This window comes from Streptomyces sp. NPDC015125 (genome assembly GCF_043080045.1).
Classification (GTDB): domain Bacteria; phylum Actinomycetota; class Actinomycetes; order Streptomycetales; family Streptomycetaceae; genus Streptomyces.
This window is the reverse complement of the sequence record NZ_JBIBVF010000022.1, coordinates 62762-76051: the sequence shown is the minus strand read 5'-3', so window position 1 is coordinate 76051 and position 13290 is coordinate 62762. Positions and strand designations below refer to the sequence as shown.

The window sequence follows — 13290 nt, the reverse complement described above, 5'->3', positions numbered from 1 at the left end:
GTGGCATCAATGTTGCAGCGCAATGCAACAAAGGTTCGAAGAGGAGCTGCCGTGACTGCGATCTCTCGGGGGGAGACCCCCGTACCCGAGGGGCTGCGCTTTGTGCAGCTGGGCTTCGGCGCCGACGCCGTGGAGTACACCTCGGCATGGCAGGAGCAGCGCCGGGTGCACGCCGCCCGGTTCGCCGACGAGCTGCCCGACACCTGTCTGCTGCTGGAGCACCGGGCCGTCTACACCGCGGGACGCCGTACGTCCGACGAGGAGCGCCCGCTGGACGGGACCCCGGTCGTCGACGTGGACCGCGGCGGCAAGATCACCTGGCACGGGCCCGGCCAGCTGGTGGGCTACCCCATCCAGAAGCTGCCGCGCCCGGTGGACGTCGTGGCCCATGTCCGCCGGCTCGAAGAGGCGCTGATCCGGGTCTGCGCCGAGTTCGGCGTGGAGGGCACCCGGGTCGAGGGCCGCAGCGGCGTGTGGGTGCTGGGCGACCCGGTGGAGCAGCGGACGGCCCTGGGCGGGCTGAACCTCGACTTCGACCCGCGGGTGGCGGACGAGCTGTTCGACCCGCGGCTGAACGGCCCGGAGTACGCACCGTCCAACGCCGGCCAGCGCCGCGAGGACCGCAAGCTCGCCGCGATCGGCATCCGTGTCGCCAAGGGCGTCACGATGCACGGCTTCGCGCTGAACGTGAACCCGGACAACACCTCGTTCGACAAGATCGTGCCGTGCGGCATCCGGGACGCCGGCGTCGCCTCGCTCGCGGGCGAGCTGGGCCGCGAGATCACCATCGCCGAGGTGCTGCCCGTCGCCGAGAAGCATCTGCGGGACGTCCTGGAGGGCGCCGAACTGCTCCCCCGCGCGGTCTGACCGGGCGGTCGCCGCCCGGGACCCGGGCCGGGCGGCCGTCCGGCCCGGGTCCTCCCCGGGACCGCCGGGAATGCAACCCCGCCATACGGAGTTGCACCGCACGTAAAGACGTGCGAATCAACGGGCGTACCCTGGTGTACGCCGAAGAAACGAAGTCGTAGGGAGCCGGTCGTGTCCGCAGTCGCACCCGACGGACGCAAGATGTTGCGCCTGGAGGTCCGGAACAGCCAGACCCCCATCGAGCGCAAGCCCGAGTGGATCAAGACCCGGGCGAAGATGGGTCCCGAGTACAACCACCTCCAGGGCCTGGTCAAGAGCGAGGGCCTGCACACGGTCTGCCAGGAGGCGGGCTGTCCCAACATCTTCGAATGCTGGGAGGACCGCGAGGCGACCTTCCTCATCGGCGGTGACCAGTGCACCCGCCGCTGCGACTTCTGCCAGATCGACACCGGCAAGCCGCAGGAGCTGGACCGCGACGAGCCCCGCCGGGTCGCCGAGTCCGTGCAGACCATGGGCCTGAAGTACGCCACGATCACCGGCGTCGCCCGCGACGACCTGGAGGACGGCGGCGCCTGGCTCTATGCCGAGACCGTCCGGCAGATCCACGCCGCGATGCCCGACACCGGCGTCGAACTGCTCATCCCCGACTTCAACGCGGTCCCCGAGCAGCTCGCCGAGGTCTTCTCCTCCCGCCCGCAGGTGCTGGCCCACAACGTCGAGACGGTCCCGCGCATCTTCAAGCGCATCCGCCCCGGCTTCCGCTACGAGCGCTCGCTGGAGGTCATCTCCAAGTCCCGCGAGGCCGGTCTGGTCACCAAGTCCAACCTCATCCTGGGCATGGGCGAGGAGCGCGAGGAGATCAGCCAGGCGCTGCAGGACCTGTACGACGCGGGCTGCGAGCTGATCACGATCACCCAGTACCTGCGCCCCTCCGTGCGCCACCACCCCATCGAGCGCTGGGTCAAGCCCGCCGAGTTCGTGGAGCTCCAGGAGGAGGCCGAGGAGATCGGCTACGCCGGCGTGATGTCCGGCCCGCTGGTCCGCTCCTCCTACCGCGCCGGCCGCCTTTACCAGCAGGCCATCGAGCGGCGCGAGGTCGAGGCGTCCAGTCAGGCGGTTTGATTTCCCCGGCGCGCCGTCTTGTGAAACGTGGCACATGCTTAGGGACGCGGCCCGCACTCCCCCTGACGGGGGGCGTGGGGGCCGCGTCAACGTTTCATCGGTGTTTGACCGGCAGGTCATCCGTTGGTAACACCTTTCCGTGACGATGGATGCACGTACCGCTCCCGCACCTACCCCTGCTTCTCCGAACAGATCAGAGGGAGTCACCCACCATGCAGGCCGCGCCGCTCCGCGCCAATCCCGCCCTCCCCATCCCTTCGGTCACCGGTGCACTGCGCGCCGTCGAGGCCGTACTGATGCGCGGCGGACAGCGCACCGCCCGCCGTAACGCCTGGACATCGGTCCTGGAGGACCGCCGCCGCGCCAAGGACCGCCACGAGGCCGAGTACGTACTGGAGGCCGCGGCGACCCGGCGCCCGCACGCCACGTAAACTTCGCTGTATGGCGAGGAAGGCAAACTCAGACGGCGCTGCCGGCGCTGAGAACACCGGGCGGCTGAAGCAGATCGCCCTGACCTACAAGATGACCCGTCGGGTCGACTCCAAGGTCGGTCTAGTCGTCGCTGGTGTAGGCATCGTCGTATTCGGCGTTCTCCTTGCCATCGGCTTCGCGATCGGCCACGAAATCTACGCGGGGATCCTGGGCTTCGTGCTGGCCTTCCTCGCCATGGCGATCGTCTTCGGACGGCGCGCCGAGCGGGCTGCCTTCGGGCAGATGGAAGGCCAGCCCGGTGCGGCGGCCGCCGTGCTGGACAACGTCGGCCGTGGCTGGACGGTGACCCCCGCGGTGGCCATGAACCGCAGCCAGGACGTGGTCCACCGCGCCGTCGGCAAGGCCGGGATCGTGCTGGTCGGCGAGGGCAACCCGAACCGTCTCCGCGGCCTGCTGGCCGCCGAGAAGAAGCGGATGGCGCGCACCGTCGCCGACGCCCCGGTCCACGACATCATCGTGGGCGACGGCGAGGGCCAGGTGCCGCTGAAGAAGCTCCGTACGACGCTGCTGAAGCTGCCGCGCGTGCTCCCCGGCGCCCAGGTCACCGCCGTCAACGACCGGCTCAAGGCGCTGGGCGACCTGATGAGCAATATGCCGGTTCCCAAGGGCCCCATGCCGAAGGGCATGCGCATGCCCAAGGGCGGCGGCAAGACCCGCTGACCGTGGCGGCCGGCCGCACCCGCGCCCGGCCGACGGACCCGACACCCTCCTGACCGAACGACGACGCCCCGGGGCCTGTGGCTCCGGGGCGTTTCGTCATGCGGCGCCGTATGCGGGCCGGGCTTACGGGCACGTCGTATGCGGGACGCGGGTACGGACGCCTCGTATGCCGGATGGGGCATCCGTACGCCTCGTATGCAGGTCGGGCGGGACGGACGGGGCGTGCGGGACGGGGAGCCCGGTGCGCCGGACGGGGCGCTCGGATGCAGCCCGGCAGCGCGGCGGACGGGTTCAGCTCTCGCCCGGGGCTCGGCCGGTGTACGGGGGCCATCCGCCCGGAGGCGGCCCGGCGTACGGGCTCAGATGCGGACCTGTACGGCGCGCGAGAGGCGATCGTGCAGCCCCCGCCCGTCCCGATCCCACACCACGGCCGGGATGACCACGACAAGCAGCACCGTGCGGAGCACGACCCGCGGCAGCGAAATCCGGCCGCCGCCCTCGGCGACCACCCGCAGGCCCAGCAGCCGCTTGCCCGGTGTGAAGCCGACCGTCCCCACCGTCAGCACGCTGAGCACCGCGAAGACCACCAGTGCCCAGTTGCTCGCCGACTGCGCCTTACCGCCGCTGAGCAGTCCGTAGGCGATCAGCATGCACAGCGCCCAGTCGAGGAAGAGCGCGGCGAAGCGCCGCCCGGGGCGCGCGATCGAGCCCGGCCCCGTCTCCGGGAGCCCGAGCTGCTGCCCGCGGTATCCGAACTCGACGCCCATGTCCTCGGCTGCCGCGCGGGGCCCGGAGATCCACGATCCGATTGCTTGCCTGTTGTCCACCCGACCACGGTACTGCGACCGCATACATTCGCTGCGCGGAGGTCCGGTGCAAGGCGGCTCGGGTCCCGCTTCCGGGCCGGGCCCGGGGGGCGTGCCGCCAGGGGCGGAACGACTCGGCGCGGCGCCGTAGCGAACGGCCGCCACCCCGGGCCAGAATGCCCCTTTATGGGTCACACTGGTAAATAAAGGCAGGCGTGCGCCGGTTAACCTCAGCGAAACAAATGGGTCATGCTTGGGAAATCCCGCCTGCCTATGGTCGGGCAACGCGCCACCGCACATGGTCGCGTTCCGAGTAGCAATCCCGCGTCCGCCGACCGGTGACCGGGCTAGGAGGAGTTGGATGTTCCAGAACGCCGACGAGGCCAAGAAGTTCATCGCGGACGAGGACGTGAAGTTCGTCGACGTCCGGTTCTGCGACCTGCCCGGTGTGATGCAGCACTTCACGATCCCGGCGAAGGCTTTCGACCCGGCCGAGGAACTCGCCTTCGACGGTTCCTCGATCCGCGGCTTCCAGGCCATCCACGAGTCGGACATGGCGCTGCGCGCGGACCTGTCGACGGCTCGTGTGGACCCGTTCCGCCGCGACAAGACCGTCAACATCAACTTCTTCATCCACGACCCGATCACCGGCGAGCAGTACAGCCGTGACCCGCGGAACATCGCCAAGAAGGCCGAGGCCTACCTCGCCTCGACCGGCATCGCGGACACCGCGTTCTTCGGCCCCGAGGCCGAGTTCTACGTGTTCGACAGCGTGCGCTTCGAGACCGGCGCGAACCAGTCCTTCTACCACATCGACTCCGAGGCGGGCGCCTGGAACACCGGGTCGGAGGAGAACAACCGCGGCTACAAGGTCCGCTACAAGGGCGGCTACTTCCCGGCCCCGCCGGTCGACCACTTCGCCGACCTGCGCGCCGAGATCTCCCTGGAACTGGACGCGGCCGGCCTGCAGGTCGAGCGCCAGCACCACGAGGTCGGCACGGCCGGCCAGGCGGAGATCAACTACAAGTTCAACACGCTGCTCGCCGCGGCCGACGACCTGATGCTCTTCAAGTACATCGTGAAGAACGTCGCCTGGCGCAACGGCAAGACCGCGACCTTCATGCCCAAGCCGATCTTCGGTGACAACGGCTCCGGCATGCACGTCCACCAGTCGCTGTGGCAGGGCGGCAACCCGCTCTTCTACGACGAGCAGGGCTACGCGGGCCTCTCCGACACCGCCCGTTACTACATCGGCGGCATCCTCAAGCACGCCCCGTCGCTGCTGGCCTTCACCAACCCGACGGTGAACTCCTACCACCGCCTGGTGCCCGGCTTCGAGGCCCCGGTCAACCTGGTCTACTCGCAGCGCAACCGCTCCGCGGCCATGCGTATCCCGATCACGGGCTCGAACCCCAAGGCCAAGCGCGTCGAGTTCCGCGCGCCGGACCCGTCCTCGAACCCGTACCTCGCCTTCTCCGCCCTCCTCCTCGCGGGCCTGGACGGCGTCAAGAACAAGATCGAGCCGGCCGAGCCGATCGACAAGGACCTCTACGAGCTCGCCCCCGAGGAGCACGCGGGCGTCCCCCAGGTCCCGACCTCGCTCCCGGCCGTCCTCGACGCCCTCGAAGCCGACAACGAGTACCTCCAGCAGGGCGGCGTCTTCACCTCCGACCTGATCGAGACCTGGATCGACTACAAGCGCACCAACGAGATCGCCCCGATCCAGCTGCGCCCGCACCCGCACGAGTTCGAGCTGTACTTCGACATCTAAAGAGCATGGTCGGCCGACCTGGGCGGAAGCCCCGGAAAACAGGCCCGGCCAGTTCTCTGACTTGATGTCAGAATCGCCACGAGGGCCGCTACCCCCTGTCCGGGGTAGCGGCCCTCGCCGGTTGGCCGGCCCCCTGCGGCAAGCCATGGCGACGTGGGTGCCGCCGCAGGGCTCCCGGAAGAAGTCGCCGATGCCGGCAATAGGGCCGTACTACCCACCGCCCGGCTCTGGTTCGGGCGACACCCGTCGGTGGTTCTACGCGCAGGCCAGAACCTCCCGTACGCCGTCGGTGACGCCCGGCAGGTCGCCGGGGGCGGCCCACTGGTGCAGGTCGTGTTCGGTCAGGATGACCGGCCCGGTCTCGGAGACGGTGACGGCGACGTTGAACTGGCGGGTGGTGGTGCCGCGGCTGTTCTCGTAGTCGAAATGGCCGAGATAGCGGTCCACGGAGGTGACGGTCAGGCCGGTCTCCTCCAGCGTCTCGCGGCGGGCCGCGTCCAGGATGCTCTCTCCGGCGTCCACATGACCGGAGGGGATCTCCCACAGGCCGCCCATGAAGTCGTCCGGCTTGCGGCGGACCAGGAGGATGCGGTCGGCGTCGGTGACAACGGCCGCGGCCACGAAGGTGGTGATGCCTTCGGCTTCGGCCTCCTCTGCCAGGGTTCGGGCGAGGTCGGAAGTCACGGTCACAGGAGCTCCTCGTGGTGTTCGCCGGCCTTCCTGGCCGCGCTGACGTACTGCTCGGCCAGTTTCGGATCCTGTTCACGGTGCCAGACCGGCAGCTTGATCGTGTGCGCGTGCGCGGCCGGGCTGGTCGAATGCGACGAGGGCCTCACCCGGACCGCAGGCATCCGAACAGCGCTCGGCGAACCCATCCGTGTCCTCCACTCCCCCGGAGTCGCCGTCCGATTCGGACACCCCACGCAGGCCGGCGGCATCCCCACACCCTTCACAACAAGTCCGACCTGACGCCCCGCTTCAAGCTGATCTTTTCTACGGTGGCTGCGCTGACGGCCCTGGCACTGATCTTGAATGTGCTACCGGCCGCGTTCGGCGGCGACTCCGAGCAGGTGAAAGCCGCCACTGAGGCATGTTCCACGGCCTACTTGAGGGGATTCGGGGCGATCATGGGGCTCATCGGTGGCAAGGTGGCGGCCCCGTCTGTACAGCGATCACCAACCGCCCTGCCCGGCTGCGCCGTCCCCCCTTGAACGGGACTGCCGCGCAGCAGCGCCACCATGCTGCGCGGCATGGCCGAGAGCGCCGCCGTCACGAGTTCCGCGGCACCTGGGACGAGATCGAGGACCACCGTCAACGGCAGCATCAGCGCCGCCAAAGCGCGTCCTGCGGGCCAACCGCCACCGCTGCAAGAGCGAGGGCAGGCGGCCCGCTGACCTCGCTGAGCAGGACTACGCAGTCACCCGCTGCCCTTCGCCCGCAGCGGCCCGGAGCAGCACCCCGGCGAGCTCGTCCGGGACGGAGAGCATCGGCCAGTGCCCGGAGTCGAGTTCGAAGAAGGACACGTGGGGCTCGGTGAGGGCACGGAAGCGCGGATCCCCCGACCGCACCAGGGACTCGACCATGGCGATGCTCATCCCCGTGCCGGTACAGAAGACGCCGCTCGACGGTAGTTCTGCGGCGGCGCCCGACAGCCGGAGCGGCTGGGTGAGCGTTCCCAGCGGCTGCGGCGCGGCCAGGCGGACGAGCCGGGCCAGCGCCTCTGCGGGGACGCCCGCGACGCTGCTCCGGGCCTGCGCGCCGTCGAGTGACGGCGGGGGGATCCGCCAGCCGTCCTCGGCCTGTTCGGCCCTTTTCCACCACCTGTCGCGGACCGCCGGATCGGGCTCGAATTCGCGTATCAGGCCGTGCACCGAGTAGCCGTCCATCGGCAGGGGCGCCGACACGTACACGATCCGGGACACCCGTTCCGGGCGCCGGTCGGCGGCGCCCAGCGCCGGAAAGCTGCCGTGGCAGTGGGCGACGAGCACCACCTCCGGCGCGTCCAAGTGGTCGATGAGCTGCACCAGATCCTCGATATGGGTCTCCAAGTTCGTTTCCGGTACCGCCAGATGGCGGCGGTCGCCCATGCCCGTGAGCGTGGCCGCGCAGGCCTCGGCTCCCCGCTCCCGCAGCCGGTCCACCACGTCCTGCCACAGCCAGCCGCCCATATGACCGCCCGCCACCAGCACATACGCCGTCATCAACGCCTCCTCGCATAGCTTGGCTGCGCGGCCGGCCCCCGTTGACCCGGCCGCGCGTGCCGTTACGGTAGGAACTCCCCCTGAGGGAGGTTCAAGGCATGACCGTGTCCGCGTCCCCTGACGGCATGTGGAGCATCGGCGAACTCGCCGAGCAGGCAGGCGTCACCGTCAAGACCGTCCGCTTCTACTCGGACCGCGGCCTGCTGCCCGAGGCCGCCCGCAGCGCCGGGGGCCACCGTCGGTACGGCCCCGAGGCCCTGGACCGGCTCCGCCTGATCCGTTCGCTGCGCACCCTCGACCTGCCGCTGCCGCAGGTCGACCGGATCCTCGCCCAGGAGGACGCGCCGGGCGCAACGGACGCCCTGGAGGGCGCCGTCGCGGGGCAGCTCCGCGCACTCGGCACGCAACTGTCCGCCCTGCGCTGGCGGGAGGCCGCCCTTCGCCTTCTCCACGACTGCACCCCCGAGGAACGCGCCGACCGCCTGCGCCTGATCGGTGCCGTGACCATCCCGCCCACCACGGACGCCCTGGCCCGCTTCTGGCGTCATGTACTCCCCGCGCGGCTCCCGGCCCGCCTGCTCTCCACGCTGCTCGAAGCGGCGGTGCCGCAGCCCCCCGCCGACCCGACGCCGTCCCAGGTCCTGACCTTCGTCCGGCTTCACGCCGTCGCCACCGACCCCCGCGTCCGCGACATCGACATCCGCCGCCTCGCGGCCCGGACCTCCGACGGCGCCTGCCGCCCGGCCGTCCTCTACGAAGGACTCGTCGAGGCGTGCACGCTCGCCTCGGCGGACGTACGGGCCCAACGGCCCCCGCACGCGGGCGAAGCCCTCGACTGTTTCGTCACCGCCCACGCCGGCTTGCACAACACGCGGGACACCCCCGCCTTCCGCCGCCAACTCAGCACCCAGCTGGCCCGGCTGGCGCATCCCCTCATCGACCGCTACTGGCAACTCGCCGGCGAACTCCCCTCCGCCTCCTCGCAACCGACCATCGGCGCCATGGACGACTGGCTCCGCGCCGCGCTGGACGCGCAGGTCGCCTAGGAGTTGTCCGGTCGACCATGTGACTGCTCCATGTCCGGGCCATTGATGTGGACATGGGGCGGGGAGATCTGGGTGATGCCGAGTGGGAACGGCTACGCCGGTTCCTGTCGGAAAGCAACGGGCGTTGTGGCCGGTGGCGGGATCAGCGTCAGGTGATCGACGGATTCTGGACATCCGTTCTTCGACATCTAAGCCGCGGATTCCGTGTGAAGGCCGCTGCCCCGCTCCGGGGTGGCGGCCTTCACCGTTGGGGGCACCGGGCGACAGGTCGAGGCGGTGATGTGGGGTGAGGTCAGGTCGGGCGGTTCCCTGGTGTCGCGAGGCCGGATTGCCAGGACCAGGCGGCGATGCCGACGCGGTTGCGGACGTGCAATTTCGCTTGGGCGTTGGCGAGATGGGTCTTGACCGTGCCGGGGGTGATGACCAGGTAGGCGGCGATTTCTGCGTTGGTCAGGCCGTGGGCTACCAGGCGGGCGATTTCGCGTTCGCGGGGTGTCTCTGCCGATCGGCGCAGGCGGCCGCTTTCTGCGCCCGGAGATCTGCCGGTCGGCCGATGGTCGCGGACCTGCCCCGCCTCGGAAGCTGATCGCGTCACCGGGGTGATGCGGCCCCAACAGATCCTGGAAGGCGGGTTGTTCGGTATGCAAGAGGTGAGGACGACGGTGGGTGGCGCATCAGGGAGTGCCGCTGCCGAATCAGCCGGCAGGTTCGGCGCATCCGGTTCATCCGGTGCGGCGGCCGCGAAGTCCATGGCGTCCACCGCCGCAACCGAGCCGCCGCGCCGGGTGGTCCGGCTCGCGCGCCTCGCCGCGGTCACCCCGCTGCCGAGCGGCCTGTGGCGGATCGCGGCGGCCCTGGGGATACCGGTCGGCTTCACCGGTGACGAGGCGATGGCCACGGTGACCTTCGGCAGCGGGTTCTCGCTCTACATGATCGCTCTGACCCTGTTCGCCGAGGGCCTCGGGTTGCTGACGCTCGGCCTGGTCCAGCGCTGGGGCGAGGCCTTTCCCCGCTGGATCCCGCTCCTGGGCGGCCGGCGGCTACCCACGGCGGTGGCCGTGCTCCCGGCCGGGTTGGGGGCTACCGCCCTCACCGCCTTCGGCGGGCTGGGCGCGCTCGGCTGGAACGCGCCGGAGGCCATGGGCCACCCGGACGCACCGGACGGCGTCGCGTACTGGATCATGACCGGCTGCTATCTGCCGCTGCTGGCCTGGGGCCCGCTGCTCGCGGTGGTGACCGGGCATTACTGGCTGCGACGTCATCGGGCTCATCGGGCTCATCGGGTTCGCCGGGTTCGCCGGTCACGGTGACGGTCAGGGACGCCGCCGCAGTCCCCGTCGTGGTCACGCTCGCGGCACCGAACCTCCAGCGGCCGCGAACGGTGTCCACCGCACTTCCGAGGCACACTGACGTCATGCCTGAATTGCCGGAGGTCGAGTCGCTCACCCGGTTCCTGGGCGAGCATGTCGTCGGGCGGGTCGTCGAGCGCGTGTACCCGGTCGCGGTCCATGCGCTCAAGACCTACGACCCGCCGTTCACCGCGCTCGAAGGGCACTCGTTCGACGAGGTGGGACGGCACGGGAAGTTCCTCGATCTTCGGGCCGGGGAGCTGCATCTGGTCATGCACCTGGCCAGGGCGGGGTGGGTGCGGTGGAGTGACCGGCTGCCGGAGGCGCCCCCGCGGCCCGGGAAGGGGCCGTTGGCCTTGCGGGTGCGGCTCGGTGATCCCGACGAGGGCGCGGGGTTCGACGTGACCGAGGCCGGGAGCCAGAAGCACCTGGCGGTGTATGTCGTACGGGATCCGCTGGAGGTGCCGGGGATCGCGCGGCTCGGGCCGGATCCGCTGTCGGAGGGATTCACGCCGGAGGCCTTCGCCGGGCTGCTGGCGGGGGAAAGCCGGCAGATCAAGGGGGTGCTGCGGGACCAGGGCGTGATCGCCGGGATCGGGAACGCCTACTCGGACGAGATTCTGCACGCGGCGCGGATGTCGCCGTTCAAGTTGGCCGCCAGGCTCTCCGAGGAGGAGGTGGGGCGGCTCTACGAGGCGATGGGCACGACGCTCGGTGAGGCGGTCGAGCGGTCGCACGGGCTGGCGCTCAAGGACCTCAAGGCGGAGAAGAAGAGCGGGCTGCGGGTGCACGGGCGGAAGGGTGAGCCCTGCCCGGTGTGCGGGGACACCATCCGCGAGGTGTCCTTCAGTGATGCGTCGATGCAGTACTGCCCGACCTGCCAGACCGGGGGCAAGATTCTCGCCGATCGGCGGATGTCCCGATTGCTGAAGTAAGTCGCTGAAGTAAGTGGGGGAGCGAGGAGCCGGGCAGGCCGGGCGGCGACGGGCCGGTCGGGGGCCGGAGTCCCCGACCGGCCCGTCGCCATCCGGTGGCGCGAGCCGTCAGGCCCCGGACTCCCCCGGTGCCAGCAGTTCCCGCAGTTCCGCCACCGCCTCCCGGAGCCGGTCGGCGAACGTCAGCATCTGGTCGGCCACGGCCCGCGGCGTGCTCAGGTAGAGGTGGAAGCGGTCGGGCAGCAGGACGTAGGCGACGCCGATGCAGCGGCTGCTGGTGGAGCCGAAGCCGAAGTACTGGATGTTGGCGGACGGGGCCGAGCTGGTGCTCAGGTAGTCGTCGCGCATCGTCAGCCAGCCGGGCGTCCGGTAGAGGGCGGGCTGCTCGGTCACGCCGAGTTCCGTCCCTCGGCGGCGCTGGATCAGCTCCAGCTCCCACAGGTGCTGCTCGGGTGCGTCGCCGGCCTGGCACTCCTTGGCGCGGGCGACGTGCTTCGCGGCCGCGGCCCGGAAGGCGGCCCGGCGGGTGTCCGCGTCGGCCGCCGGGTCCTCCATCGTGGCGACGAACTCCTGGATCTCGGGGGTGACCACGCGCATCGCCTCGGTCCGGCCGTACCGCCACTGGCGGGTGGCGATCGACTCGTAGGTGGCGCCCAGGTGCCCCTTGGCGCGCTGGTGGGCCAGTTGGTAGGCGAGCTGGACGAACGCGTCCGGGGAGGAGCCCAGGGCCTTGGCGGTGGTGCTGCCGAAGTCGTCGAAGGAGACGGTGCGGGTCGCGGTGTCCGCCCCGTACTCCGCGAACGCCTCGGCGGCGGAGCGCACCTGGGACCGGAGGGTGCCGTCCAGCTCGAAGACGACCGGTGCCACGGACGGGAGGCCCTGGGGGCGGGCTCCGGAGCGGCGGGAGTGTTCCTCGGCGGGGGTGCTGAGCAGGGCGTCGGTGAAGCTGAGGATGGTGGTGCCGTCCAGCTCGCAGTGCTCGACGTTGATGCCCGCCCGGCCGTCCGCGAAGACGATCAGGGAGACGGCCTTGTCGAACCAGCGGTTGCCGCGGTCGCCGTGGAGCAGTTCGTCGCAGGCCTGCTGGATGCCCGCGGGGGCGAAGTCCTCCAGGCAGACGCAGAACAGGGCGGTCTCGATGTCGTCCAGGGCGTCCGCGTTGCGGGGGTGGCAGGCGAGCAGGGACTCCCGGGCGGCGGCCCACTCCGCGCGGGCCATGGTGGTGAGGTGGCCCACCGAGGTGTCCGCGGGGGCCGGTTCGGCGCCGGCCTTCTGTACGGCGCGCAGTCCCGCTTCGAGGTCGTCGAGGCTGTGCGGGACGCCGTCCGGGCCGAGCACGTCCATCCGGAACATGCTGCCGCGGAAGAACACCACGATGTGCCGTGCGCGGGACGGGCCCGGCCAGGCGTCGGTGTAGGGGCTGCGGACGGTGTCCTGTGCCGCCCCGGGGATGCGGGTGGCGGAGAACAGGAACTTGTTCTGCACCATCGACTGGGGCGCGCCGCGCTGCACCACCGGCGCGATGAGCTCCTGGTCGAGCTGCCGCTTGTAGTCGACGGCTCCGGCGATGAGCCCGGCGGCCCGCTCCACCTGCGACTGGCGCGGGGCGTCCTGGAACAGGAAGAAGAAGTTGGCGTTGAGGGCGATCCGGTCGCGGCGGCCCAGGTAGCGGTAGGGCCAGAAGGTGTCGAGCCAGCTGTGGACGCCGTCGGTGGCGTCGTACTCCTCCAGCGCCGTGTGCAGCGTCCGGCCGGGGCCGCCGGGCCGGAGGAAGGCGGTCACCTCCGCCTCGGTCGCCGCCAGCTCGTCGGCGGTCAGCAGCGGCGCGCACCAGGCGAGGAACCGCTCGCAGCTGGCCTCCAGCGTGGGCAGGGGCACCCGCGGCAGGCTGTCCTCGTGGGCGAAGGTCGTCATGGCTGCTGCCTCTTCCTGACGGGTATTCAATTCTGCTCTCTCGCTTCCGGTCGTGGGGGCCTGCGTGGTCACTCGTTCATGGTCGCGCCGTCACCCATCGTGTCCGATCCGGCGTGGAGGGCGGATC

14 protein-coding genes and 1 pseudogene are annotated in these 13290 nt (G+C 70.6%); 8 read left to right on the top strand and 7 right to left on the bottom strand.

From position 1 onward, the window contains the following. Positions 1 to 102: 102 nt before the first annotated feature. From lipB to ACF088_RS32800, 4 genes are all read left to right on the top strand, one after another. Complete coding sequence (gene lipB / locus ACF088_RS32815; RefSeq protein WP_392379590.1) at positions 103 to 867, top strand: lipoyl(octanoyl) transferase LipB; 765 nt, start codon at positions 103 to 105, stop codon at positions 865 to 867. A 171-nt stretch (positions 868 to 1038) separates the two neighbouring features. Beyond that, the gene (lipA, locus tag ACF088_RS32810) at positions 1039 to 1989 is read left to right on the top strand and encodes a lipoyl synthase (protein WP_392379519.1); all 951 of its coding nucleotides are present in this window, start codon (positions 1039 to 1041) and stop codon (positions 1987 to 1989) included. Between the two features lie 212 nt (positions 1990 to 2201). Further along, the gene (locus tag ACF088_RS32805) at positions 2202 to 2420 is read left to right on the top strand and encodes a hypothetical protein (RefSeq protein ID WP_250051926.1); all 219 of its coding nucleotides are present in this window, start codon (positions 2202 to 2204) and stop codon (positions 2418 to 2420) included. A 10-nt stretch (positions 2421 to 2430) separates the two neighbouring features. Further along, complete coding sequence (locus ACF088_RS32800; RefSeq protein ID WP_392379518.1) at positions 2431 to 3141, top strand: DUF4191 domain-containing protein; 711 nt, start codon at positions 2431 to 2433, stop codon at positions 3139 to 3141. Positions 3142 to 3500: 359 nt separating this feature from the next. Here ACF088_RS32800 and ACF088_RS32795 read toward each other — a convergent pair whose 3' ends face one another. Then, positions 3501 to 3968: an RDD family protein gene (locus tag ACF088_RS32795; protein WP_380936541.1), complete on the bottom strand. Its 468-nt coding sequence runs from the start codon at positions 3966 to 3968 to the stop codon at positions 3501 to 3503. 340 nt (positions 3969 to 4308) lie between these two features. Here ACF088_RS32795 and glnA point away from each other — a divergent pair, with 340 nt between their 5' ends. Further along, positions 4309 to 5718 (top strand): type I glutamate--ammonia ligase, encoded by a 1410-nt coding sequence (gene glnA, locus ACF088_RS32790; protein WP_159480512.1) that lies wholly within the window; start codon positions 4309 to 4311, stop codon positions 5716 to 5718. 255 nt (positions 5719 to 5973) lie between these two features. On the opposite strand, the gene ACF088_RS32785 is transcribed toward glnA, so the two are convergent. From ACF088_RS32785 to ACF088_RS32770, 4 genes are all read right to left on the bottom strand, one after another. Further along, complete coding sequence (locus ACF088_RS32785; RefSeq protein ID WP_392379517.1) at positions 5974 to 6408, bottom strand: NUDIX hydrolase; 435 nt, start codon at positions 6406 to 6408, stop codon at positions 5974 to 5976. Further along, positions 6405 to 6593 carry a hypothetical protein gene (locus ACF088_RS32780; protein ID WP_392379516.1) on the bottom strand — a complete coding sequence of 63 codons (189 nt, stop codon included), beginning with the start codon at positions 6591 to 6593 and terminating at the stop codon, positions 6405 to 6407. Before ACF088_RS32780 ends, ACF088_RS32785 begins: the two co-directional genes overlap by 4 nt. A 227-nt stretch (positions 6594 to 6820) precedes the next feature. Continuing rightward, positions 6821 to 7054, bottom strand: a complete 234-nt coding sequence (locus ACF088_RS32775; protein ID WP_392379515.1) for a hypothetical protein — start codon at positions 7052 to 7054, stop codon at positions 6821 to 6823. A 73-nt stretch (positions 7055 to 7127) separates the two neighbouring features. Continuing rightward, complete coding sequence (locus ACF088_RS32770) at positions 7128 to 7919, bottom strand: alpha/beta fold hydrolase (protein ID WP_392379514.1); 792 nt, start codon at positions 7917 to 7919, stop codon at positions 7128 to 7130. A 98-nt stretch (positions 7920 to 8017) separates the two neighbouring features. Here ACF088_RS32770 and ACF088_RS32765 point away from each other — a divergent pair, with 98 nt between their 5' ends. Further along, a complete protein-coding gene (locus ACF088_RS32765; RefSeq protein WP_392379513.1) occupies positions 8018 to 8965 on the top strand; it encodes a MerR family transcriptional regulator in 948 nt (315 codons plus the stop codon). 292 nt (positions 8966 to 9257) lie between these two features. Here the strand turns inward: ACF088_RS32765 and ACF088_RS32760 are convergent. Next, a pseudogene (locus ACF088_RS32760) lies at positions 9258 to 9461 on the bottom strand (response regulator transcription factor); the annotation flags it as partial. A 253-nt stretch (positions 9462 to 9714) separates the two neighbouring features. On the opposite strand from ACF088_RS32760, the gene ACF088_RS32755 reads away from it, so the two are divergent. Next, positions 9715 to 10275 carry a hypothetical protein gene (locus ACF088_RS32755; RefSeq protein WP_392379512.1) on the top strand — a complete coding sequence of 187 codons (561 nt, stop codon included), beginning with the start codon at positions 9715 to 9717 and terminating at the stop codon, positions 10273 to 10275. A 104-nt stretch (positions 10276 to 10379) separates the two neighbouring features. Continuing rightward, entirely contained in the window at positions 10380 to 11249 is an 870-nt protein-coding gene (locus ACF088_RS32750; RefSeq protein WP_392379511.1) for an Fpg/Nei family DNA glycosylase, read from the top strand. A 108-nt stretch (positions 11250 to 11357) separates the two neighbouring features. Here ACF088_RS32750 and ACF088_RS32745 read toward each other — a convergent pair whose 3' ends face one another. Beyond that, on the bottom strand, positions 11358 to 13163 hold the full coding sequence (locus ACF088_RS32745) for a choline/carnitine O-acyltransferase (protein ID WP_392379510.1): 1806 nt from the start codon (positions 13161 to 13163) through the stop codon (positions 11358 to 11360). Positions 13164 to 13290 lie beyond the last annotated feature (127 nt).

Coding starts and splice junctions, on each gene's coding strand:
- ACF088_RS32805 (WP_250051926.1), top strand. CDS start 2,202: ATGCAGGCCGCGCCGCTCCGCGCCAATCCCGCCCTCCCCATCCCTTCG.
- ACF088_RS32800 (WP_392379518.1), top strand. CDS start 2,431: ATGGCGAGGAAGGCAAACTCAGACGGCGCTGCCGGCGCTGAGAACACC.
- glnA (WP_159480512.1), top strand. CDS start 4,309: ATGTTCCAGAACGCCGACGAGGCCAAGAAGTTCATCGCGGACGAGGAC.
- ACF088_RS32780 (WP_392379516.1), bottom strand. CDS start 6,593: ATGGGTTCGCCGAGCGCTGTTCGGATGCCTGCGGTCCGGGTGAGGCCC.
- ACF088_RS32770 (WP_392379514.1), bottom strand. CDS start 7,919: ATGACGGCGTATGTGCTGGTGGCGGGCGGTCATATGGGCGGCTGGCTG.
- ACF088_RS32765 (WP_392379513.1), top strand. CDS start 8,018: ATGACCGTGTCCGCGTCCCCTGACGGCATGTGGAGCATCGGCGAACTC.
- ACF088_RS32755 (WP_392379512.1), top strand. CDS start 9,715: ATGGCGTCCACCGCCGCAACCGAGCCGCCGCGCCGGGTGGTCCGGCTC.
- ACF088_RS32750 (WP_392379511.1), top strand. CDS start 10,380: ATGCCTGAATTGCCGGAGGTCGAGTCGCTCACCCGGTTCCTGGGCGAG.
- ACF088_RS32745 (WP_392379510.1), bottom strand. CDS start 13,163: ATGACGACCTTCGCCCACGAGGACAGCCTGCCGCGGGTGCCCCTGCCC.